At 47.1% G+C, this 23,872-nt stretch carries 17 protein-coding genes; 8 read left to right on the top strand and 9 right to left on the bottom strand.

Features of this window, described 5'->3' with window-relative positions; genetic code table 11:
- Window positions 1–8 precede the first annotated feature (8 nt).
- Window positions 9–2,285 (bottom strand): ABC transporter permease subunit, encoded by a 2,277-nt coding sequence (locus tag O6P33_RS07760; RefSeq protein ID WP_269817217.1) that lies wholly within the window; start codon window positions 2,283–2,285, stop codon window positions 9–11.
- Between the two features lie 114 nt (window positions 2,286–2,399).
- Entirely contained in the window at window positions 2,400–3,374 is a 975-nt protein-coding gene (locus O6P33_RS07755) for a PstS family phosphate ABC transporter substrate-binding protein (RefSeq protein ID WP_420094935.1), read from the bottom strand.
- Window positions 3,375–3,600: 226 nt separating this feature from the next.
- Between O6P33_RS07755 and O6P33_RS07750 the strand changes: the two genes are divergently transcribed.
- From O6P33_RS07750 to O6P33_RS07740, 3 genes are all read left to right on the top strand, one after another.
- Window positions 3,601–4,209, top strand: coding sequence for a DUF5610 domain-containing protein (locus tag O6P33_RS07750; protein WP_269817216.1), 609 nt, complete (start codon window positions 3,601–3,603; stop codon window positions 4,207–4,209).
- A 471-nt stretch (window positions 4,210–4,680) separates the two neighbouring features.
- Complete coding sequence (gene nspC, locus O6P33_RS07745) at window positions 4,681–5,778, top strand: carboxynorspermidine decarboxylase (protein ID WP_269817215.1); 1,098 nt, start codon at window positions 4,681–4,683, stop codon at window positions 5,776–5,778.
- A 42-nt stretch (window positions 5,779–5,820) separates the two neighbouring features.
- Window positions 5,821–7,062: a saccharopine dehydrogenase family protein gene (locus O6P33_RS07740; RefSeq protein WP_269817214.1), complete on the top strand. Its 1,242-nt coding sequence runs from the start codon at window positions 5,821–5,823 to the stop codon at window positions 7,060–7,062.
- 78 nt (window positions 7,063–7,140) lie between these two features.
- On the opposite strand, the gene O6P33_RS07735 is transcribed toward O6P33_RS07740, so the two are convergent.
- Window positions 7,141–9,015: a cation:proton antiporter gene (locus tag O6P33_RS07735; RefSeq protein ID WP_269817213.1), complete on the bottom strand. Its 1,875-nt coding sequence runs from the start codon at window positions 9,013–9,015 to the stop codon at window positions 7,141–7,143.
- Between the two features lie 447 nt (window positions 9,016–9,462).
- Between O6P33_RS07735 and O6P33_RS07730 the strand changes: the two genes are divergently transcribed.
- The 3 genes from O6P33_RS07730 (at window position 9,463) to chrA (ending at window position 14,612) form a co-directional block, all read left to right on the top strand.
- Window positions 9,463–11,262, top strand: coding sequence for a GGDEF domain-containing protein (locus tag O6P33_RS07730; protein WP_269817212.1), 1,800 nt, complete (start codon window positions 9,463–9,465; stop codon window positions 11,260–11,262).
- Window positions 11,263–11,352: 90 nt separating this feature from the next.
- Window positions 11,353–13,308, top strand: a complete 1,956-nt coding sequence (locus tag O6P33_RS07725) for a methyl-accepting chemotaxis protein (protein ID WP_269817211.1) — start codon at window positions 11,353–11,355, stop codon at window positions 13,306–13,308.
- 98 nt (window positions 13,309–13,406) lie between these two features.
- Complete coding sequence (gene chrA, locus O6P33_RS07720) at window positions 13,407–14,612, top strand: chromate efflux transporter (RefSeq protein ID WP_269817210.1); 1,206 nt, start codon at window positions 13,407–13,409, stop codon at window positions 14,610–14,612.
- 117 nt (window positions 14,613–14,729) lie between these two features.
- Here the strand turns inward: chrA and O6P33_RS07715 are convergent, their stop codons facing one another.
- Window positions 14,730–15,305, bottom strand: coding sequence for a Maf family protein (locus O6P33_RS07715; protein WP_269817209.1), 576 nt, complete (start codon window positions 15,303–15,305; stop codon window positions 14,730–14,732).
- Window positions 15,306–15,458: 153 nt separating this feature from the next.
- Complete coding sequence (locus tag O6P33_RS07710; RefSeq protein ID WP_269817208.1) at window positions 15,459–15,848, bottom strand: DUF3597 domain-containing protein; 390 nt, start codon at window positions 15,846–15,848, stop codon at window positions 15,459–15,461.
- A gap of 223 nt (window positions 15,849–16,071) precedes the next feature.
- Between O6P33_RS07710 and O6P33_RS07705 the strand changes: the two genes are divergently transcribed.
- Both O6P33_RS07705 and O6P33_RS07700 read left to right on the top strand, forming a co-directional pair.
- Complete coding sequence (locus O6P33_RS07705) at window positions 16,072–16,551, top strand: NYN domain-containing protein (RefSeq protein WP_269817207.1); 480 nt, start codon at window positions 16,072–16,074, stop codon at window positions 16,549–16,551.
- Between the two features lie 303 nt (window positions 16,552–16,854).
- Window positions 16,855–17,277 (top strand): polyribonucleotide nucleotidyltransferase, encoded by a 423-nt coding sequence (locus tag O6P33_RS07700; protein ID WP_269817206.1) that lies wholly within the window; start codon window positions 16,855–16,857, stop codon window positions 17,275–17,277.
- Between the two features lie 41 nt (window positions 17,278–17,318).
- Here O6P33_RS07700 and O6P33_RS07695 read toward each other — a convergent pair whose 3' ends face one another.
- From O6P33_RS07695 to O6P33_RS07680, 4 genes are read right to left on the bottom strand one after another with little or no spacing between them, the layout of a single operon-like run.
- Window positions 17,319–18,221 carry a DUF7281 domain-containing protein gene (locus O6P33_RS07695; RefSeq protein ID WP_269817205.1) on the bottom strand — a complete coding sequence of 301 codons (903 nt, stop codon included), beginning with the start codon at window positions 18,219–18,221 and terminating at the stop codon, window positions 17,319–17,321.
- Window positions 18,218–19,465 (bottom strand): hypothetical protein, encoded by a 1,248-nt coding sequence (locus O6P33_RS07690; RefSeq protein WP_269817204.1) that lies wholly within the window; start codon window positions 19,463–19,465, stop codon window positions 18,218–18,220. Before O6P33_RS07690 ends, O6P33_RS07695 begins: the two co-directional genes overlap by 4 nt.
- Window positions 19,462–20,091, bottom strand: a complete 630-nt coding sequence (locus O6P33_RS07685) for a condensin complex protein MksE (protein ID WP_269817203.1) — start codon at window positions 20,089–20,091, stop codon at window positions 19,462–19,464. Before O6P33_RS07685 ends, O6P33_RS07690 begins: the two co-directional genes overlap by 4 nt.
- Window positions 20,091–23,795 carry an ATP-binding protein gene (locus tag O6P33_RS07680; protein ID WP_269817202.1) on the bottom strand — a complete coding sequence of 1,235 codons (3,705 nt, stop codon included), beginning with the start codon at window positions 23,793–23,795 and terminating at the stop codon, window positions 20,091–20,093. The genes O6P33_RS07685 and O6P33_RS07680 overlap by 1 nt, the downstream gene beginning before the upstream one ends.
- Between the last annotated feature and the right edge of the window lie 77 nt (window positions 23,796–23,872).

Here is a 23,872-nt window from a genome sequence, read left to right as displayed (position 1 = left end):
AATGCCGATTAAAGCGTGCTGTATTTTTTACGCAGGCGCTGGCGCACCAAGTCAGCCAAGGTGTTAACCACGAAGGTAAATAAGAACAGCACTAAGGCTGCAAGAAACAAAATCCGGTAGTGACTACTACCTAGTGCCGACTCACCCATTTCCACAGCAATATTGGCTGCTAAGGTGCGCATTCCTTCAAAAATATTGGCGTTCATGATGGGCGTATTACCAGTGGCCATTAATACAATCATGGTTTCGCCCACAGCCCGTCCCATCCCAATCATCACCGCAGAAAAAATCCCTGGGCTAGCCGTTGGCAGCACCACCTTGACCAAGGTTTGCCAAGGTGTCGCGCCCAGCGCTAAAGAACCATGACTCAAAGACTTCGGCACGCCGAACAAAGCATCCTCAGCAATGGAGTAAATTGTTGGAATCACGCCAAAGCCCATAGCAAACCCAACCACCATGGCGTTACGCTGATCAAAATCAATGCCTAAATCGTTGCTAAGCCAGTTGCGCATATCCCCATTAAAAAACGCCAACTCCAGCGGCTGACTTAAGCTAAAAGACAACCCGCCTAAAGCAACCACCAAGGGAATCAGGATGACCACATGCCAACCTTCTGGAACCAAATCACGGATGCGGGCCGGTAACTGCGCCCAAGCAAAAGCAAAGCTGACAATCCCCAAAGGAATAATCAGCAGTACGGCAAACACCCCAGGCAGGTGCGTCTCCATAAAGGGAGCAAGGAACAAACCCGCGAAGAAACCTAAAATAACCGTCGGCAAAGCTTCCATCAGCTCAATCACCGGTTTGATTTTGCGCCGCACCGCAGGAGCCATAAAGTAGGCTGTATACATGGCACCGCATACTGCTAAGGGTACCGACAACAACATGGCATAAAATGCCGCTTTCAGCGTACCGAACGCCAACGGCGTGAGGCTAAACTTAGGCTCGAACTCATTAGAGGCTGAAGAAGATTGCCAGGTGTACTCAGGCTCGCTATACCCTTCATACCAAACTTTACCCCAGAGCGACTTCAACGACGTTTCCGGGTGTGGGTTATCAATGGCGTATCGCTGAAAAGTGCCTTGCCCATCCTGGACCAATAGCATGGAAGCCCGCGGTGCCAAGGCTGCTAACAATGGCTTACCTTGCAATAACGGCTCATCAATGGCCTTTTTCTCTGCAGTGGTATTAAAAACACCTACGCGGCCATTACTATCAATGGCCACAAAGCCTTTACGGCGCTGCTCCGCCTCCAGAATTTCAATGGGTGCATCACCCAGCTGTAAAGTCCGTATTTTAGTCAGCTGTTGTTGGTTATGCGCATCACGCACCATAAAGTATTGAGTGATCTGGCCTTGGGAATCCCCAACCAGCAATGACTGTTGCGCCAACTGAAAGATCATCTGGGTCACTTGCTGACCCGGCTCAACCAAGGGCAAGGTATGCAGCAACTCTATCTCGTTGAGGTTGCGAGTGTCATACACATCTAAGCGGCCATTGTTACGTAAAGCAAACATATAGTGATGGTCGGGCGCAATCAAAATACGTTGGTACGCTGTGTTACTCGCAAAGTTAATGGGTTCTAAACTTTCCTGAACCTTACCGGTAATAGGGTTAGTGCGTTGACGCAGCAAGGTCATTACTACTTGACCGTCCCCCACCAAACCAGCGAGCAGCTTGCCCTCCGCTGAGCTTTGCTCAGTGACGTAATGCAGAGCTCGATGTTCAGGGTCGAGCTGAATCGACTGGCCATTAAATAACTGAACCACGTTGGGTGTCACCCCTAAACGCTGACCATCGGCATCAAACTGCACTTTAAATGTTGTAGCAACCGCCACTACCTTGCCGTTATTCAGACCGAGCAACAAGGTATCATCTCCTGGGGTTTTAATTTTAAAACTGCTGATATGGGCACCGTCTAACGCTATCTGCTGCTGAGACAATGGCGCACCATTGAGGGCATTAATAAACAGTAATTCACCACTATCAGTGAGTAGCGCAGCGACCTCATTTTGCTCTTCAGTAAACATCGTCAATACAGTGCTGGCACCTGCTGGCTGCTGCAGTACAAAGCTACTCTCTTGTTTGATGCTCGCGCTTTTAAACAGCGGCATGACTTCATACAGCAGATAAAAGAAAATTAGCGTAATAGCAACAATGACGCTCCAGCCACCCAGCGCAATCGCCCGTTGCGCCACAGTATCTTTCAGCGCACGAAACTTACGACGAGTACGCATACGGGGGCTGTTCAGCTCCTGCTCTAAACGCGACGATATATCCTGCATAGCCTGACCCTTGGAATAAACTTTGTGAACACTTTAAGGCTTTTGTATGACAGTTAAATGACAAGCAAAAAAAAGGGGCCGCAGCCCCTTTCTTCACAACACTCACTGGTTACTTTATAACTCTAGATCTTGATAGAGACTTTCCACTACCGTAGCTGGCAAAGGTACATAGCCATCACGATTAACCACTTCCTGACCCTGCTTAGACAGCATCAGCTTGACAAACTCGCGATCGAGTGGAGCCATAGGCTGATTCGGACGTTTATTCACATAAACATACAAGTAACGTGAAAGCGGGAAGTCACCGGTTGCAGCTTGCTCAGGGGTTGCCTCAATGTAAGGGCCGCCTGCTTTTGCTGCCAAGGGCACTGCACGGACCGACGAGGTGCGGTAGCCAATACCAGAGTAACCGATGGCATTTAGCGAAGACGACACCGACTGCACCACCGAAGCAGAACCAGGCTGCTCATTAACGCTGTTTTTAAAGTCACCTTTACACAGGGCATTGTCTTTAAAGTAGCCGTAAGTACCGGAGACTGAGTTGCGCCCGTACAGTTGAATCGGGCGCTCAGTCCAAGCATCAGTTAAACCTAAATCCCCCCAACGGGTAACATCCTCCCCAGTGCCACAGCGGCGTGTAGAGGAAAAAATAGCATCCACCTCATCAATGGTTAGGCCTTTAATAGGGTTATCCTTGTGCACATACACAGCTAGCGCATCAATAGCGACTGGTACTGCTGTCGGACGATAACCGTGGCGCGCTTCAAAGGCTTGGATTTCACTGTCTTTCATCATCCGTGACATCGGCCCCATATTAGCTGTGCCTTCAGTCAGCGCTGTCGGTGCTGTTGAAGAACCCGCGGCTTGAATCTGCACATTCACATTAGGGTAATTTTTCTTAAACTCTTGCGACCATAAGGTCATGAGATTGGCCAGCGTATCTGAGCCGATGCTGGTTAAGTTGCCTGAAACACCACTGGCGCGTTCATAGCTAGGTAGATTTTCATCTACTGCAGCTGCTGCAGAAAACGTTGAAAACGCTGTGCAAAGGGTCAGCGCTGTAGCAAGTGCTTTCATTTTCGCGGTCATACTTCATCTCCGAATCATCCATCAAGCTGAACTGATGCGTTTGCACCAGCACGGAAGCCTGCGCCATCCGATGTATTGCATAGTAAGTGGCTTAGATGACAATTTAATGAAAACCCGTTAAGAAACTTTATCTAAGAAGACTGTATTTTTCTGGATGCTGGCCGATATAAATAACAGTAAACAACAATTTATGCCTATGCTCTGGATCACCAGCAGGAGTCCACTCATGACTACAGCAATCTCACTCACTCAGCCCAATGTTTCGAATGCAACCTCAAAGACCACCAGCTCAGCCAATGCAGCACTGGACGAAGCACGTAAAGCCGCAGCTAGCAGTCCAGAAGGTCAGCGCACCCAGCTTGGCGCGCAAATATTAAAAGCCTCATTGGATGTGTCGATCAGTGCTGGCGACAATTCTATGGCGCTGCTGTACCGAACAGCCATTGACAATATCAATGAACAACTTGCTCCTGAGCTGGGCGCCAATGCATTACAGGCCGCCATGCAGCAAGACAATAGCCCAGAAGCCACAGCTGAGCGTATCCTGTCACAATCAACGGCGTTCTTTGATGCCTATGCTCGTCAACACCCCAATAAAGACCCAGAAGATCTAGTGCGTGACTTTGTTGGCATCGTCCGTGGCGGTTTTGAAAAAGGCTATGCTGAAGCAGCTAGTATTCTCACCGGCCTTGGCGTCATGGGCGAAGGCAGTCCCATTGCCGCAGAGATTGGCAAAACATTTGAGCTGGTACAAAAAGGCTACGATGACTTTTTGCAAACCAAACTACAAGCTCTGCAAGAAGAGTCAAACGAACAGCAGTCAATTGATAAATAACAGCGGCGCAACAGCTTCAGCACAGAACAAGCCGCTCACTGCAAAGCAATAACCACTGCAATTGAGCGCTAGCCCCAGCCCCCCTAAGCCAACCATAGCGCTACGGTTGGCTTTTTTAATACAACTCTCTCAGCCTGACTGCCACAGTCTACGGCCTCGCAGAAACAGCTCCACCTGTACACAGTTTTATTTGCTCTTTACGCAGCATATAGCGACGTGGCAATCCATGCCAAAACCCTGCGCAGCATTAAAGATCGATTATTTAACTACGCTCGTAATGACAACAATACGCTAATGCCAATAATGAGTTTTCTGCATAATTCAGCCCCGCCCTAAACCACTCGTTTTGCCACTTGAACAATAAGCCTGTGCAAAGGTGATGACTAAAAAGTTTATTCGTTTATAATCGCGCGCTTTGCTCAATCTAAACTGGGCTCAATCACCAAATTTGCGTGTGCTGTGAGGCTGCTGATGCTAAAAACGCCCTACTACTTAATCGACAAAAGCCAGTTACTGCAGAACATGGAGAAAATAGCCTATGTTCGTCAGCAATCCGGCGCTAAAGCCCTGCTCGCACTAAAGTGTTTTGCCACTTGGTCGGTGTTTGACCTGATGCAGGACTACATGGATGGCACCACCTCGTCTTCTTTATTTGAAGTGAAACTGGGGCGTGAGAAGTTTGCCGGTGAAACCCATGCCTATAGTGTGGCCTATGCCGATGATGAAATTGCTGAAGTATTGGCCAGCAGCGATAAGGTCATTTTTAACTCCATCAGCCAGCTCAACCGCTTTGAAGAAGTTTCTCGCCAGCATGTACGTGGTTTGCGAGTCAATCCGGGTGTCAGTACCTCTGAGTTCACTTTGGCCGATCCAGCGCGTCCGTTTAGCCGTCTAGGTGAGCACGACCCAGCCAAAATCGCCACCGTCATCGAGCAGATCTCAGGCTTTATGTTCCACAATAACTGTGAGAACGACAGCTTTGCGCGTTTCGATGAAATGCTGACCGGTATTGAAGCGCGCTTCGGTGAGTTCTTAAGTCAAGTTGAGTGGGTCAGCTTAGGCGGCGGCATTCACTTTACCGGTGCAGGCTACCCACTGGATGCTTTCTGCCAGCGTCTGAAAGATTTTGCCCTGCGTTGGGGCGTGCAGGTGTATTTGGAGCCGGGCGAAGCGGCAATCACCAACAGCTGCAGCTTAGAGGTGACAGTTTTAGATACTCTTTTCAATGGTAAACACTTAGCCATAGTGGACAGCTCCATTGAAGCGCACTTGCTGGATCTGCTGATTTACCGCGAAACCGCCACACTGCTGCCCAATAACGGCGCACATGAGTATATGGTGTGCGGTAAATCCTGCTTAGCCGGGGATATCTTCGGCGAGTTTAAGTTTGAACAACCTTTACAGATTGGCGACCGCTTATCCTTTCAAGATACCGCGGGCTACACCATGGTGAAGAAAAATTGGTTTAACGGTGTGCAAATGCCTGCCATTGCTATTAAGCAGCTGGATGGCAGCATAGAACTCGTTAAGGAGTTTACTTATCGCGACTTTGTGCAAGGGCTCTCCTGAGCCCCTGCTTAAGCTGTATTGAATCTGGAGTTGAATCCGTAAATGAAAAAAAACGTTCTGATTATTGGCGCCGGTGGTGTTGCCCAGGTTGCTGCACATAAATGTGCACAAAATAATGACATTCTCGGGCAAATCGCCTTGGCCTCTCGCACACTGGAAAAGTGTGAAGCAATCGCCAAAAGTGTCGAAGAAAAAGGCAGTATGAAGCAAGCGGGTAGCATTGCCTGTTATACACTGGACGCTTTAGATGTTGCTGCGACAGTTGCTTTGATTCGCGAAACGCAATCTCAGATCGTGATTAACGTTGGTTCAGCGTTTTTAAATATGGCGGTGCTTAGCGCCTGCATTGAAACCGGTGCTGCTTACTTAGATACCGCGATTCACGAAGACCCAGAGAAAATTTGCGAAAACCCGCCTTGGTATGAAAACTACGAGTGGAAGCGTAAAGCCATCTGCGCAGAGAAGAAAATCACCGCTATTTTAGGCGTGGGTTTTGATCCCGGCGTGGTCAACGCCTATGCTGCCCTCGCCCAGCAAGACTATTTCGACACTATCGACTCCATCGACATTATTGATATCAATGCCGGTGAACACGGTCACTATTTTGCCACCAACTTTGACCCAGAAATCAACTTCCGTGAGTTCACCGGCACAGTCTGGACTTGGCAAAACAGCCAGTGGACCAGTAATAAAATGTTCGAGGTTAAGCGCACCGATGACCTGCCAGTGGTGGGTGAATACAGCAGCTACCTGACCGGTCACGATGAAATCCACTCATTGTCAAAAAACCTCAATGTACCCAACATCCGCTTCTGGATGGGCTTTGGTCAGCACTATATCAATGTATTTAATGTGCTGAACAATCTTGGTTTACTGTCTGAGCAACCGGTGACAACAGCTGAAGGCTTAGAAGTGATTCCGTTGAAAGTGGTGAAAGCCGTGCTGCCCAATCCCACCTCCTTAGCACCCAACTACACCGGTAAAACCTGTATTGGTGATTTGGTTAAAGGGCAAAAAGATGGCCAAGAGCGCGAAGTCTTTATTTACAACGTGGCGGACCACAAAGAAGCCTATAACGAAGTGGGCTCGCAAGGTATTTCCTATACTGCAGGTGTACCGCCCGTGGCTGCAGCAATCTTGGTCGCTCAAGGTCTGTGGGATGTAGAAAAAATGGTTAACGTGGAAGAATTGCCGGTTAAACCCTTCTTAAACCTACTCAATCACATGGGCCTACCCACCAGCATCCGTGACGAACAGGGTGAGCGTGCGCTGCACTTCTCTTAACCTTGCAGCTGAATACTGTCTGAGGCAGCCCCACCGCGAGATCATGGTGGGGCTATTGTTTTAAGGCCCATCTAGATATCAGTTGCTGCTTTGCTCTGCCAGACGACTGTTTTCCATTTCTCGCGCCTCACTACCCTTTTTAGCCTTACGCTCTTCCGGCGCTTTGGCGGGCACCAAACTAATCAACTTAGCGCCCACTGCAGGTTTAAGCGTATCCATGGCTTTCACTGGGCTAATATGATCTTTAGCGTCTAGCACAAATAACACCAAAGCCTGCCCTTGCTGCATCTCAAGAAAGTCCTGGTAGCTAAACTCCTCGCTCAATTGCGTAGTTTTAATGGTATAGCCCTGACTCACTAAACTTGCCAGCTTGGCAAAGCTCACCCCATTAAACAGACCTCTAGTGCGCTGAATTTTTTCAGCAGTTTGGTAGCGGGCCTTCTGATCTTGGTCGCCCTCAGACAAACTAAAAACACTGTCATGATCGCCAAACCAATCCAGGAAATGATACGTCGCCAGCGAGTTCATCTGCTTATAAGGCGAAATAACCAGCAAATTACCAATACCCGTTAAATCCAATTGATTAGCGGCATGCTCAGAAACAGGGTTACCAAAGTAAACCTGTAAGTTTTCCATGCGCGCTTGACGCACATTTTCCCAGTTACTATCAGCCAAGACCACCGGCACATCGTGGTTGCTAAGCACCTTACCAATCATTCTGGCAACGGGGTTGGCACCTAGAATCAAAAAACCATACTCCGGCGGCTCATCTACACCGAGCAACTTGGCCAAGGGCCGAGCCGTTAAACTTTGAATCGTGACAGTGGCAATGATCAGCATAAACACCAACGGCACCAGCGTCTCACCGCCGGCAAAACCATTACTTTGCAGTTGAAAAGCAAAGAGTGCTGATACCGCCGCGGCGACAATACCGCGCGGCGCAATCCAACTTAAAAAAACCTTTTCGCGCCAATTTAAAGTAGTGCCGATGGCCGACAAAAATATACTCAGCGGGCGCGCCACCAACATCAAAACCGCTAAAACAGCGACCAAACTCCAGCCCAGATTTAAAATTGCCGAGAACTCAATACGCGCCGCCAGAATAATAAACAATGCAGAAATCAATAGGACGCTTAAGGACTCCTTAAACTCCAAAATGCTCTCAACTTCCACCTGTTTCATATTGGCCATCCAAATTCCCATAATGGTGACCGTGAGCAGTCCAGATTCGTGGGCAATCTCATTGGATAAGGCATAAACCCCCAACATAAAGGTCAGTGTGCCGGCGTTATGCAAGTATTGCGGAATCCAGTGTTTGCGCAATACTTGGCCATTTAAATAGCCCGCTGCCGCGCCCAACACTGTGCCGACCACAAGAGTGGTGCTAAAAATATACAAAGAGTGGCCAAAGACATTGCCCTGCCCCCAAGAGACAATCCCCTCATAAACCAGCACTGCCAGTAAGGCGCCAACAGGATCAATAATAATGCCTTCCCACTGCAGGATATTGGCCAACTTGGCACTGGGGCGTACCGAGCGTAATAATGGCGCAATCACCGTTGGCCCCGTTACCACAGCAATGGCACCAAACAGCAAAGAAATTTCCCAAGAAATCTGCAAAATCCAATGCGCTGCCAAAGTACCAATAATACCGGTAACAATAGAACCCACTGGAATCAGATTACGTACCATTTTGCCGTGACCGCGTATTTCCGAAAAGCGCAGGGTTAAACTGCCCTCAAACAGAATAATTGCCACCGCCAGCGAGACCATGGGAAACAATAAGTCGCCAAACACATCATCAGGATTTAAATAATGCAATACCGGACCACAAGCGATCCCGCCAGCCAATAAAAATACAATTGCTGGCATGCGTACCCGCCAAGCCAACCACTGACAAAAAAGTGAAAGCACACCAATAGAAGCGAGTAGCAACACAATGCTAATGGGCATAAACCAAAAAATTCCTAATAAGTAATTATCGTGCGAGTTGGGGCTGCTTTATACAGCAGTCAGCCCATAACGAAAAGCTGTCTGTACAAGTAAACCTTCAGCCTAGCCTCACTCTAGACCGATCTCAAAACGTGCTGAAGAATACGCCAGCTCCGCCAATGAGTATACATCCACATAATATAGCTGCCGCATTACTGCTGGTTAAACTTCACCTTTTAGTAGTTTTAGCAAGTAAACATAAAAATTCCGTAACCGTATTGTCACAATTAGCTGCTGTAATTAGCGCGTCGATTAGGCAAGTGTTTTAGCATAAATTTGACCAGAGCTATTACAAGCAAACGCACTAACACCTAACCCAGCAAACTCTAGAAATCACAGCACAATCTAGCAAAGACCCAGTGCAGTTAATGTTCTTAGCCTAATTTAGCTATTTTAAGGTTGCAGCGGATGAACAAAGATGATGAGTTATCAAGTATTATTTCAGAGAAAATGATTAATACATATTTCCAACCCATTATTAGTGCTGATGGGCAATCCATTTATGCTTATGAAGCCTTAAGCCGTGGCCCCTCTGGCAGTATTTTATTCAACCCGATCAACCTTTTTGAACAAGCTAAGCAGCAACAAAAACTCTTTGCCTTAGAAAGTATTTGTCGTACAAATGCCATTGAACAATTTACTCAACAGCAACTACCGGGCAAGTTGTTTCTCAACATATCTCCAGAAACTCTGTTACAACCCGATCATCACAGAGGCTTCACTCTAGAACTAATCAATACTTTTGGCATCAGCCCCGAGCAAATTGTCATCGAGATAACCGAACATTCACCGACTCATGATTACGAACTGATGCGTCGCGCAGTCAAACACTATCAAGGGGAAGGCTTTTCCATTGCTTTAGATGATTTAGGCACAGGGTATTCAAGCCTGAGGCTATGGTCTGAAGTTCACCCAGATTTCGTCAAGATTGACCGGCATTTTATTACTGGTATAGAAAAAGATAAGGTTAAGCGCGATTTTGTTCGTTCTATTGTTGCCATAGCACGCTCAGTTAAGAGTCAAGTAATCGCAGAAGGCATCGAAACCCTACAAGAGTATGAAACGCTGTGTGAAATTGGAGTGGATTATTTACAAGGTTATTATTTCGCCAAACCTAGCCCTACACCATCCCGCAGCATTAGCAAAAGTGCGCAGCGTATCTGGCAACAAGTAAAAGATAGCCGTGAAGTCTATAAAGACCAAGGTCAAGTCGGCGAATTAAAACAAGATATTATTGCAGTCACACCTGACACCCTTGTTGAAGAGGTAACAGCCTTATTTGAAGCGAATGAGCAGTGGTTTTCGATCCCTGTTATCGCCAACGATACTCCCGTCGGCATTATCAATCGATCGAGCCTACTGGAAAAGCTAAGCAAACCTTTCGGACGCGACTTATATGTTAAAAGACCTGTTAGCCAAATCTTGGATAGTCAGTTTATTAGTGTTGAACGCCATATGCGCCTTGAAATAGTAAGCCAACTGGTAGTGCAAAGAAAACGTAACAAGCTGCAAGAAGATTTCATTATTACTGAACAAGGTAAATATTTTGGTATTGGTCAAGTCATTGATTTATTAAATATGATGACCGAAATACAGATAAAAAGCGCAAAAAACTCCAATCCCCTCACAGGCTTACCTGGCAACTTCATAATTCAAGATCACATAAATCAGCTGATCTGCAATAAAAAGCCTTTTGTTGTCTGCTACTTTGATCTTGATAATTTCAAACCTTATAACGACCAGTATGGTTATGCCAAAGGTGACGTTATCCTGCTGTGTATTGCCCAACTATTACAAAAACACTGCCAGCCTGAAATTGACTTTGTTGGACATGTGGGTGGTGATGATTATGTTGTAGTGTTTCGCAGCAGTAACTGGCAAAACCACGTAAGAGCTGCTCTTGATGAGTTTAGTCGTCAGTGCTTGTCATTTTATAAACCTGAGCATTTAAATCATAACGGCATTTGGGCAGAGGATCGCTTTGGCGAAAAGCGTTTTTTTAACCTCATGAGTATTTCAGTAGCCGCCATTGATTCATCCTGCTCCAACCTAGACTCAGCAGCAACGGTATCCAGTCGTCTCAGTCGTATTAAAGCAGAAGCAAAAAGTACACTTGGTAACAGTTTAGTCGCTGAGCTTTCGGGTTCTATGATTCATCTGCTCTCCCCACAAGAACAGCACAGCATTACTGAGCATAGTTACCCCTAGCTTTACTTATTTTTTTAGCTCATCGCAGTCTTGCCTACTGCGAAAATACATAACTGCAACCACCTCTAGCTGCACCTAAGGACATGAGTTATGCGTATTATTACAATAACCCGATTAGCTACAGTTACGCTGGCTCTGATGGCCTTCTGTTTAGCAGTAATCTTGTATTGGGGGTTGGATAAACTGAATCAGTCCTTTGTTAGCACATTGAATTATTCAGAATTACACCGCCAGCTTGCTGTGGATGTGCGTAATAAAATCCAGACTTATTTGAATACCGGTGATGCTACTTTTCATGCAGAGGCATTAGCCGATTTAGATCATCTAAATACACATATCTTGCCCAGCTTACCTTCCAGCTTAGTTGAGCAACTACAACCAGTGGCTAACGCACTGTACTCAGGGCTCAGCAATGAATTTTTAGGGGCTGGGAAACTGGCTGGTGATGAGCAAGGCCTGCTCTATCAAAATGAACGCGAAACAGCAGCAGAACTAAATCGGCTAAAAGACTATGCGCTGCAAGTAGTGATACAACAACCACAAACGGGAATTGCATACTTACAAGCAATAGTGCGTTTAACTAGCTTGCTATCTGAGATAAAAACACTACGTGAGAGCTTCTGGAGTAGCGGTAATGCAAACTACGTACAGCAACTTGAAAAAACCCGCACGCTTTATGGCCAAATCTTACAGCAAGTCAATCATTTGCCGCGTATCGGACTTTATCCAGAGCAACAACTAAATGAATTTGACAATTTAATGGGTTGGGCAAAAAAAACACGCACAACAGACACCGAAGAGCATGGTGATGAAATTGTTCGACAACTAACCAGCCTATATCAGCGTTACCCTTTGGAAATGGAGCGTTCTATTGAAGGTCAGGAAGCCCGCGCAAACAGTTCTAGTCAAGTCAACCAGTTGATCAATAATTTTGAGCAAGCCATTATTCAAGGACAGCAATATGTTAACCGCAGCAAAAATAATACTGAACAGCTAGTTAAAAAGTTATTTTTTGCTTTTGCCGTGGGCTTGCTCATTATGGCTTTATTGCTTTATATGTTCCAAAAGCACTTCGTAATCAATAATCTGACCAAGCTCGAATCTGCATTAAATATACTTGTAGAGCAAGGTAGTCTGCACTTTGTAGATATGGACGCTGATCGTACAGAGCTTGGACAAATTGCCAAACTTTTCAATCGACTTATAGCCGACATGCAAAATCAGCAGCAAGAAAAAAATCAACAACTACAAGATATAGGCGTAACCCTAGAACAGTTGCTAGCCAGTTTTGACATAATAATTGCCAATGCCATTAGCACGCGCCAACAACTACGTAAAGCCGGAGACACCAGTCAAAAACTCAATCTTTTAGCACAACAAGTCAATGAGAGTTCAAATCAAGTAAAATATTTTGCAGAAGAAACAGCTGATTTAATGAGTAGTAGCGAGCATAGCGCTGGGGAGGTAGTTAATGCTGGGGAGCAAGCAATCCAAACTATTGACTTAGGCCAGCAAGCCCTTTTCGACTTAGTGCAAGCAGTGCAAGAAGTGATGAGCATCTTAGCGCAGGTTAACCATATTTCTGACCAGACCAACCTACTGGCTATCAACGCTACTATTGAATCTGCACACGCTGGTGAGCATGGGCGTGCTTTTGCTGTAGTTGCTGATGAAGTGCGGCAACTTTCAAAAAAGACCCATCTGGCTGTAAGCCATTCAACAGAACTGCTTAGTGCACTTAACGCTGTAACTGATCGTGTTAAACAACATATTGATAAGGTGGCTCTCTCGACCGAGTTTCAACGAGATCTAGCAAAAAGACTACAAAAAACTTCTTTACAAGTACGCGAGCGCTCTTTTCAAGCCTCAAAAACTGCACAACAAAGTTCAAGCCTCACCGAACAGCAATATCAAAGTGTTGCTGATTTTAGTTTACAAATGGAAAGCATGGAGAAAAATGCAAATACCGCCAACAAAGAAATTAAGCAGTTGCACACCCATGTCAGCGAGAAAATACAGTGGCTGCGTACTAGTCTAGGCGTATAGCTTATATCCCTACACTCTACAATTAAACTCAGCAGTTTGACCCTAAAAACCCTAATATTCTTGTCGCAAATATGACTGCTAACTCCAGTGAGAGTTTGATGCTCAATCCAAAAACGAGTGACCAAAACCCATGGGCTATTTTTCTGGTTTTCCTTAAATTAGGCCTAACCTCTTTTGGTGGCCCTATTGCACACTTAGGTTACTTTCGCCATGAGTTTGTAAGGCAACGTCAGTGGCTCACTGAGCGCAGTTACGCAGATTTAGTTGCACTTTGTCATTTTTTACCTGGGCCTACCAGCAGTCAAGTTGGCATGGCTCTTGGCCTTTCTCGCTCAGGTTATGCAGGGGCCTTAGCAGCGTGGGCAGGTTTCACCTTACCCTCAGCCCTTATTTTAATTCTATTTGCCTTAGGTATTACCAATTATGGCAATTCTATGCCTTCGGGCGTATTGCATGGCTTAGAACTAGTTGCTGTAGCTGTCGTTGCACAAGCGGTATGGGGGATGGCCCGCAATCTATGCCCTGATCTACCGCGTATAACCCTTATGATAGCAGCCACCTGCTTTACTCTTCTCTTGCCTACCGTTCTCGGCCAGTTAGCAGTCATAGTTCTTGCTGCCGCTGTCGGCCTTATCGCTTTTAAACCCCAGCTAGATATCACTCATGACGAACTACCGTTAACTATGAGCCCTCGCGCTGGCAGGCTATGGCTTACACTATTCTTAGCTCTACTAATAGGATTACCACTGCTTGCTTTTCTATCTTCTCATCAAATAATCTTAGTATTAGATGCGTTTTATCGCTCAGGAGCTTTAGTATTTGGTGGTGGGCATGTAGTTTTGCCTTTATTACAAGCAGAAGTTGTACATTCAGGATTGGTAACCAATGAAACTTTTTTGGCAGGCTATGGCGTAGCCCAAGCAGTACCCGGCCCTTTATTCACCTTCGCAGCTTTTCTTGGTGCATCGATAACTAGTACAGTCAACCCATGGTTAACTGGCCTACTCTGCCTGCTGGCAATTTTCGCGCCATCTTTCCTATTGATTGCTGGTACCTTACCTTTCTGGGAGCGCTTACGTCGCCATAGGCGTATGCAAGCGTCTCTACTGGGTATTAATGCCGCTGTAGTTGGTATATTACTGGCTGTTCTGTATCAGCCAGTTTGGACTAATACCATTCAAACTCCACACGATTTTGTCTTAGCTCTACTAGCTTTCACAGCGATACGATTCTGGAAACTACCAATCTGGCTTGTGGTATTTTCCAGCGCTCTTCTAGGCACTTTATTACCCCTAACTTATTGAAATAAAACCAGATCACTCTGATGAAAGCCACCCAACAACCGCAGAGTAATCTGCTGCATGCTATTTATTTATTAATAAACGCCTGCAGAAAATATCATACAGCTGCACTCTGTTCTTTTATTGCGGCTGGATACCATAGGTCTGCAGCGCGGTAATAACTTCAGCTAAGGGCAACCCTACCACAGCGCTGTAACTGCCTGAAATAGCACTGACAAATACGCCACCTTTGCTTTGAATACCGTAGCCGCCAGCCTTGTCGAGCTGCTCACCAGTCTGCCAATACCAATCAATTTCCTTGCTGGTAATGGAGCGAAAGAACACTGTCGTGTTAACCCGCTGTACTCGAATTTGTTCTGCAGTTTTGATGGCAAAAGCAGTCATCACCACATGGGAGCGCCCTGACAAAGCGCGCAACATTGTCTGCGCTTGGTTTTGATCGGCCGGCTTGCCGAGTATGTCATCTTCCAGAACGACAATGGTATCAGCCGCTAAAACCACCGCATGCTCATCAGCGGCTATGCTCTGGTAACCTGCTTCAGCTTTTTCTTTAGCTAAACGCTCCACATAAGCTGTCGGCAACTCGTTGGGACGTTGACTTTCGTCTATGGTGATATCCAATACGGTAAAATTAATATCTGTCTGCGCGAGTAACTCGCGGCGTCTTGGCGATGTGGAAGCTAAGTACAACGTCATGCGTTTTAACCTATTTGGAGAATCTATTATTTTCAATCTATGCATAAAGCCAGAGCCGTTTGCACACTCTACCAGATCAAGGCACAAGGCTTTCACTGGCTACTATAGGGCAAAACAAGCGACTCTGGCTCTAGTTACATCCCAGTAATGTGCTTAGCTGATTAAGCTCTGTGGAATATTGCCACCGTTTTCAGCAATACGCGCCAACACTGTTTTATGCAGCCACATATTCATTTTTGCCGAATCATCCATAAGCTCAGCTGGGCAATTAAGCTCTACTGCTAACTCTTTGCGAGCACTAAAGCTGCTGTCTAGATCAAGCAATTTAAGCAAGTCCACAATAGATACACGCCAATTTAGCTTCTGTGTGCTCGCTGCCTCACGCTCTTCCAATTGCGTAATAACATCAACTACAGTGATCGCTTCAGGCGTGGATACTGCTGCGCTAGTTGGCGCTGCTGTGGGGTTTTCTACTTCGTCTGCTGCAGCCGCTTGTGCTTGTCCAATGCCAAGCTTAGAAAGAATACTGTTGAAAAATCCCATATGTTGCTCCTTTTTAGTTTTATTCATAACAATACTGCCATGATCTTTTAGCGTACGCTGCACAGCCTAACTAAAGGCTTCTAGGCAGATTATCCTATTATGCTGTGTTTCTTATCTACAATTGCAATTATCAGATAAATGCTGCTTAAGGTCACCCTTTTCTCGGTATTTTGCTGCTTATATAGCTAATATGTATGTGTCGACTGATTTTCCGGAGTCTGTAATGGAACGTGTAGTAATTCTTGTGGATGTACAAAATATTTATTACACCGTACGCCAAGGCTTTGCCGCGGGGTTCGATTACAACCGTTTTTGGCAACTGGCCGCAGGTGGCCGTGAAGTGATCAAAGCCATTGCTTACGCGACAGATCGTGGTGATGCGAAGCAGCGCCAATTTCAAAATATTTTACGTGCCATTGGCTTTGAAGTGAAACTCAAACCCTATGTCCAGCGCAGTGATGGCAGTCGCAAAGGTGACTGGGATGTGGGCATTAGCGTGGATGCGATGCAATACGCTAACTTAGCCGATGTGGTGGTACTTGCTTCTGGGGATGGCGACTTTGCGGTGTTGCTTGAGCGCCTGCATGAGTTGTTTGCGGTAAAAACTGAAGTATTTGCTGTTGAAGAGTTTACTGCGTTGTCACTGATCCGCGCAGCATCTAGCTTTACGCCCATCGCCGGTGATTTGATCCTCAGCAGATAGCCCAGCACTGTTCTTATCCACTCTGGCACTAAAAGTACCTGCTCTTACGCGAAACCGATCAACACTGCTGGCTAAGTTTTTTACAGCTCAGGTTAAGAGTCCTACCGTTAAACTGCTATGCGCCTTTACAGCTTTTAACACACAAAAGCGCAAGCTAGTTATAACTGTGCTGGCTAAAAAAATATAACCAGGGAACATTTTGCTATAAATGCGACTCTGTATGCTTAAGCTCTATGATTTTGCTGCTGCTCTGTTTTGTGTGCAGTAGCCTTGGTGTTGGTCTAAAAAAAAGAAGAGGCATGTATGCGTAAATCAATTATAAAACCCATGGTAGCGACCACATTTAGTGCGTTGCTGATTTTTGAACTGGCGGGCTGCGGGACTATTATTTACCCAGAGCGACGCGGGCAAACCGGTGGAAAAATTGACCCTGCGGTAGTGATTATGGATGGCATTGGCCTGCTATTTTGGGTCATTCCTGGTTTAGTTGCCTTCGCTATTGACTTTGCAACAGGTGCAATTTACACATCTTCTGGGCGTTACTCTGTAGCCCCTGAAGCCTTGAAACCGGCCATTGATGAAAACGGCAGAATTGATACTGTGCAACTGCAAGAAATCATCAAGCAACAGACCGGTCAAAACATTCCATTTAACCACCCCAATATCCAGCAGCAAGATAGCTCAACGGAGCTGCTCAGCCAGCTCAACATTGTGCCCCAAGCTTAAGCTCTAAGCGCGCCCTGCACGCTCTGGGTAGGTGAGCGCGCCTAGGTCAGCGGCAGAATATACAGCTGACCTTTAAAGCCTTGCTGACGCAAGCCCTTTTGCTGCTCGGTGTTATGCAGCATGTAGCGTTTAACAGGCGCTGCTGCAACTAATTGCGCCGCATATGCACTTACTCCCGCACATAAATGCAGCTGCTCTGCTGGCTGGTTTAGATCATTGGCGTTGCGTAACAAGCTCTCGTAACTGGGCAGCATAATATGACTGTAATCACCGTGTAGCGCGATGCTTAAGCCAGCAGTATCGTAGTCGCCGAAGTAAATAACTGGTTTACCCGTGGCTGCAAATGCCTTAACTAAAGCTCTCCGCGCCCGACTCTCTAAGCCATCACCGCGATAAATCACCAAAGCCTGCTGAGCCAGCTCAGGCAAACTATAGCGCTGTGGGTGGTGACTAAAGTACTGATAGAAACTATCGAGATTTTCCACCACCACTAAGCTGGGAAAAACACTGAGTTCGAGGGTTTGCCAGTCAATATCCATAACCCATTGGCTGGGCGCTACACTAACCCACTCAGGAAAATAAGCCCCGCAGTTGGCTTGAGCCATAAGTACACGCCGCTCCTTAGGCGTCAAACCAACGCTTTTATGCTCGACTTGGCTGCTGTCACTTTGAGCAAAGCGGTCTTGCTGGCGAATATCGTCATCTAAGCGGTGCAAGCCAAGCTCTTGTAAAGTTTGCTCAATTCGCGCCAAGATCGGACGATCAAAACTCACCGTTTTCACCCCGCACCAAGGCTGCGTCTCCAACCCATGTTCTTCACACCAGATGCGCAGCTCTTGCATGGTGCTTTGCTGCGCTGACCTAGAAACACTTTTGCCCTGCGTCAACTCGATTAACACGCGCTGCAATACGCTACGCACACGTTGCGATAAATCCGCACTCATACTCCCACCCCGCCGCTGAGCAATTGCAACTGCACATCTGCAATCACCTGTAATTGATTAAACCAGCCCACTTCTTGCTCATCATAGTGCAAACGAAAGGCCGACTTTTCACTACTGGCTAAGCCTTGGTACTCAGCAATCACTTGATACAGCCAAATTTCAGGATCCCAATCCAACTGCGCAGCAGCCAAATATTCTAAGGCGCTTTGGCTCGCTTGCTGATCAAGCACACTCAAATAAAACGACACCACATCTTCATGCAAGGCGCGGCGTTTAGCCATAATGCTTGCATCATCATGCCAAGCAAGTGGCTGCGCCGCGCTGGGCAAATCGGTATTGCTTGGAGTACGCGCTGGCAATTGTGCCAACAGTTGCTGCATCGCATGTTTATCTTGATGACGGTCTAAAGCAATGGACACACTGGCTTGCAAACCAGCAGCTTGATTGACTAAATCCACCACTGTGCTGCGCTGGGCATAATCAGAGGGTTTAAAATTAGGCTTTTGCGAAAAATACTGCAGCATGCCGCGCACCAACAGATTGCGCGATTGCTGCTGACGAAAACGTGCCATCAACTCATTTAAGCGCTTTTGCACTTCACGCAAACTGCTAAAATGCACACTGACCTGCCCTTGCAACTGCCGCACCAATAAGTGGCGTAAACTGCCATTGCTGCCAGCAAAACGAATCAGTTCGTTAAAATTAATCAACTCTAAACCTGCCAGCCAACGCAACACTTCATTGTGGGCTTTTTCGTTTTCGTAGATTTTATCCTGAACTGTACTGACAAAAGCAAAATCACTGTTTAAACGGTTCCACAGGCTATCAATGCCCGTGGCAATTCGGCTATTTAGATCATCTACTTCCTGGCTGAGCTTAGTCTGTACAAAGGCGCTTTCTTGGTAATTGCCTTTTTCTTCAGCGGCATTGATTTTACCGACCAACACACGAATATTGGCTAAAAAACCACCGACTTCAGCGTTGACCTTACGTCGCTCCTCGTCGGAAATAAGCTGCACAATCATTTCCCGCACAGGGTCAGTGAGTTTAAGGCCTGACTCTTCATTGGGTCGCCACAAAATATTGGCTGCCACTAACTGATTAATAGCCCGCTCACCCACCTGCAGCTCATCCAGCTCAGCGCTGTAGTAGCTCTGCATCAACAGTTCACTGTGCCTGCCCAGTAACTTGAGCCGCTCTACACCCAATTTAACTGCGGCACTGTTGTAATCGAGGGTGCTCATGCCAACAACTCTTCTTGGCTCGGCACTAACTCTTCCTCGATGTAGATATTTTCCTCTTCGCGAATAAAGCGGGTCAGATCAATTAGGTAATCAATCTTACCGGTAACCACATAGTGATGGCGGTCTTTGTGCGGTTGATGCAAGTAGCCATTGCTGCGCAAACGCTCAAACACTTGCTTGAGCTGACCGGCCACATCCTCACTTTGTGATTGGAAAAAGCGCGTTTGCACCAAAGCGTGCAACTGCTCTCGCAGACTTGGGTTGTTTTCAATGCGCGCCGCTAATTCATGGCGGTTGAGGATATCGTTCGCGGTTAAAACTGTTTCATGCCCCATGGTTTCCTGGGTCAACTGCAACAGCTTAAGCATGGGAATTAAACTGTCGAGCGTCTCTTTAAACTGCTGCGAAAGCTGATCTCGCAAGGGCTGAGTTAACTCCCGCCAGGCTAAAAACCACACGTTGCCCTCTGGGTTGCTGGCCAAGCGGCGATTGAGCGGGCGCAAATACTGATCAATGGCCTCCCGCTGCTGCTCATCTTGTAAGTGTCGAAACGCTTGGCTATCGGTGACTTCACAAATAAAACCGCCGGATAAAAGCTGCTCTAATAAATGGCTATGTTGCATCATTATTGTACGGCCTCCTCGCGGCGCTGCTGTAATCGTTGCGTCAGTCGACTGAGCTTTGGCTCAATGCGTTTAAGCTGACTGTGCGCGCCTTTCTGGCTGTCTTTTTCGATCAAATAGCGGTGCTTAAACAGCGTCAGCACATCAGACTCGGGATTAGGGAAAGCGCCGACAATAAAAATATTATTGTTTTCGCAGGCCTTAAACAGTTTTTCGACGTTGTGATAGGCCAAGGTGCCAATTTCATCAATGGGCCAATGAATAGTAACCTGTGCTTTACCGCGCAATAGTCGAGTAAAGGCCAGCAAGTACTTACATAGAATCAGATAAGCCATGCCGTGGCTAGAGGACTCCAAGAGCTGGCGATCGTTGCGAATAATTAAGTCCGTACCACCCTCATTAAGGCGCAGCTCTAAACGCAGCAGGCTCTCAAAAGTAAATTGCTGATCGCTGCGCAGCAGATCAGCCACATCACCCAAAGCATCTAAATAAGCGTCACTGGGCAAGCGCTCAAAATCTTGCTCCCACTCGCTGTAGAGTTTGGCAAAGCGCTTCAATGGATCCCAAAAACCCAACTCATCAATGGTGGATTGGATTTTTACCTCTGACTTACTGATTCCTTCCAGCACAAACTCTTCACTCACCTCCTCACTGAGGCGGCGGCTCTGTGCGCTGATACGGCGGTTCAAGTCGCTGAATACGGTAAAGAACCCCTGCAAATCAGCACCGTAGTTGCGCCCTGTCGCCAACAGGCTCAGTTGCTGGTTGTGCAGAATCTGTAACATTTCTTGATACGCAACCAGCTGCGCCTGCGGAATAGGGCTTAAGCCTAAACGCTGCAGTTGATTGGCCCAAATATCACTGAAATTAACACTGGCATCTTTCAGCAATTCGCGTTCAAAAGCATGCAGATTGTTTTTTAGCCGTGCATCCAACTGCTGTTTATCTTGTAGAGCTCGGCGTGTACGCTCAATGCGCTCAGCGTAACCACCGGTATTGTGTGTACTGCTGGTGGCTACATATTCAGCTGGGGCGGGGAATTGCTCCAGCTGTTTAAGCAAGGGCAGCAGTTGCTCAAGCAGTTTGCGCTGTCCAGCTAGTTCCTGTTCTTGGGTTTTGATCGCTAGCAAAGTATTTTTCTGTTGCGCTAAGAATGCCTGCTCTAAGCTGGCCAACTGCTGTTTAAGATTGAGCACCTCTTGCTTGAGCTGCATTTCTTGCGCCAGCAGTTCGGGCTTACGGAGATGCCAATCCACCCGCAAAAAGTGACGATAGTCTTCCAGCTCCTGGCTGCGTTCCTCGGTACTGCTGATCTGCTGGCGAATCGTTTTTAAACGCTGCTCAGTGTCTTTGAGAGTGGCTGGGTCAATGCCCTGCTCACGCAGCTCCCGCTCTAAGGCTGTTTGTAACTCACTGACTTGCTGCTCAGTTTCCCGCCGCTTAGCATCGATACTGTTTGAATACTTGGCGATCTTTTCACGCAATAACTGTAAAGCGTGCTGCCAATCTGCTTGATACTCCAACAGCATATTTTTAAAGGCACTGTCGCGCTCTTTTAAACTACTGAGTTGCTGCTGCTTTAAGTGCGCTAATTGTTCTATCAGCTTTTGCTGCTGCTCCTCGAGACTCTGCTTGCGCTCACGCTGCAGCGTCTGATGCAACTCGAGTAAACGCTGGCGTGACTCCTGGGCAAAGCCTAAGTCATTGCGATAACGCTCGCGCACTTGCTGCGCTTTATGCAACTTATCCTGCTGCTGTTCGCTATTGGCGTTATGTACTTGCTGCGCTTCGCTCAGATCGCTGAGCTGCTGTTGGGCAGCATGCAGTTGCTCTAACGTTTGCGCAATGGCCGCAAGCAGTGCTTGTTCATCTTGCGCATAAGCCGGCAGCTCGATGGCAGCCAGATCAAGGCGCAGACCAAACAACTGCAGTTCGCTAAGTGGCACGGGGCTGCCTTGCGCATCACTGAGGCTCGGCGCTAAATCGCTGCGCTCCAACAACTCCTCGCGGATCACTTTACCAACACTGTGCTGCCACTCAGGAATATGTTGCTGTAAAAACTGGCGTAAGCTGCCGTCGGTGGGTGCTTGCTGTAGTTTCAGCTGCGCATATTGCTGCTCCAGTTGACGCAAATACTTGCGTTGCTGGTTAATCTCTTCGAGGTGACTGTTCTGTAATTTTTTAACCTGCTCATACTCATCACGCAAGCGTTCGACCGTGTCGCTTTGGTTGGCCAACTGCAATTGAATATCTTCAATGCGTGCTTGCTCTGCTTCCAGATCGAGCTGTTCTGCTGCTGTTAGCAAAGAGACACCTAAGGCGGCGGCAACCTCGGCTTGTTGCTGGAAAACTCCATTCTGTTGCTCTTGAAAGTCAGCCTGCAGTGCTTGCCGTTGCTGCTGATACTCTTGCTCCAGTTGATTTTTCTGCTGCTCTTGCTGAGCCCGTAAAACTTGCTCTTCATCGCGCACTTTTTGTTGTCGATTGGTGTTTTTTTCCACATAGTCGTTGAGCTGCTCAGACAACTCAAATTTGCGTGACTCAAAACGCTGGCGAGAACTGCCTTCCACTTCACGCAATAACTGCAGATGTGTATCCAGCTCATCACGTTGACTGCGCCAGCTCGGCAACTGGCTAACAGCATGCTCAAGACTGGGCATATCACGCTGTGTAAACTCAGTGTAGCGCTGCTCGATATTTTCTAGATCCACTTCAACCTGTTCAAGCTGACTGGCCACCTGACTGTGTGCGGCATGGCCTTTATGCAGCTCACTCTGATACGTTGCTTCATGTTCGGCATTATCGCGTTTGGCCTGTTTGATCTGCGCTTCCCGATCAGCACAGCGCCGCTCCAACTGACTGGCATCATTGAGCAATAAAGGCTGCAGCTGCCAGAGGCTCTGCTCAGTGCTGTTGAGGGTATCAATTTGTTTGCCTAATGCTGTCATTTCGTTTTGCAAGCTGCTTAAACGCCTTGACTGACGGACTTGCTGAACCCATTCACGCACTTGCGTGCTTTTAATTCTGGTGCTTGGTAAAGCCACGCCCTCATCTTCAAAAATGGCCGCGAGCATGGTTTTCAAGGTGTCCATTTTGCCTTCTTTGGCATGCACGGCAGAAACCAGCTTTTCTATATGGCGCAAACGGTGTGGGTTTTGCGCCAAGCTATAGCGCAGTGCCGCTTGTCTGAGGCGCGTGGACTCTGTGCGCGCCAAGCTGCCGCTAATAAGGCTGAAGTCATTTTGAATAATGCTGCGGTATTCGTTAATGGTATTAATGAGGTTGGAAGCGTCAATCGTTTGCTGACGCAAGTTGGCGGTAAACTCTTGGTAACTCAGCGCTTGAGCGTGGCCTTTGGCATTCGTTTTTAAATACAATTCTGGTCTGTAGGCGGCATTAACAAAACGGTAGCTGACGCCTTCATCTTTTTTACGGGTAATAGCAACGTGGCAAATGCTCCCTGCTTCTCTACGGTATTCGTAGATGAGGTATGAGTTGCTGTGGGGTAAGTAATATTGGTCAAATTTTTTGCGGGTTTTAGGTACGACATTATTAGGCCGCTCGCCATAAAAAACGGGGATCAAGCGTTGTAATGTGGTTTTCCCTGAGGCGTTAGTACCGCAGATATTGGTGTGGCCATTGAGGTCGAGCTCGACAACGCCTTGCAGGTGGCCGTTGATCATGATGATGCGGAGTAAATGAGACATTTTAGTGCTGGGCGCTCCGTGCTAAGGCGATGATTACTGAGGCTTTGGGCCAAAATTTGAGTTATTTAGAGTACAGG

The sequence above is a fragment of the Denitrificimonas caeni genome, assembly GCF_027498055.1.
Lineage (GTDB): Bacteria > Pseudomonadota > Gammaproteobacteria > Pseudomonadales > Pseudomonadaceae > Denitrificimonas.
Note: the sequence above shows the minus strand (reverse complement) of the source record. Positions and strands in the feature narration are given on the sequence as shown.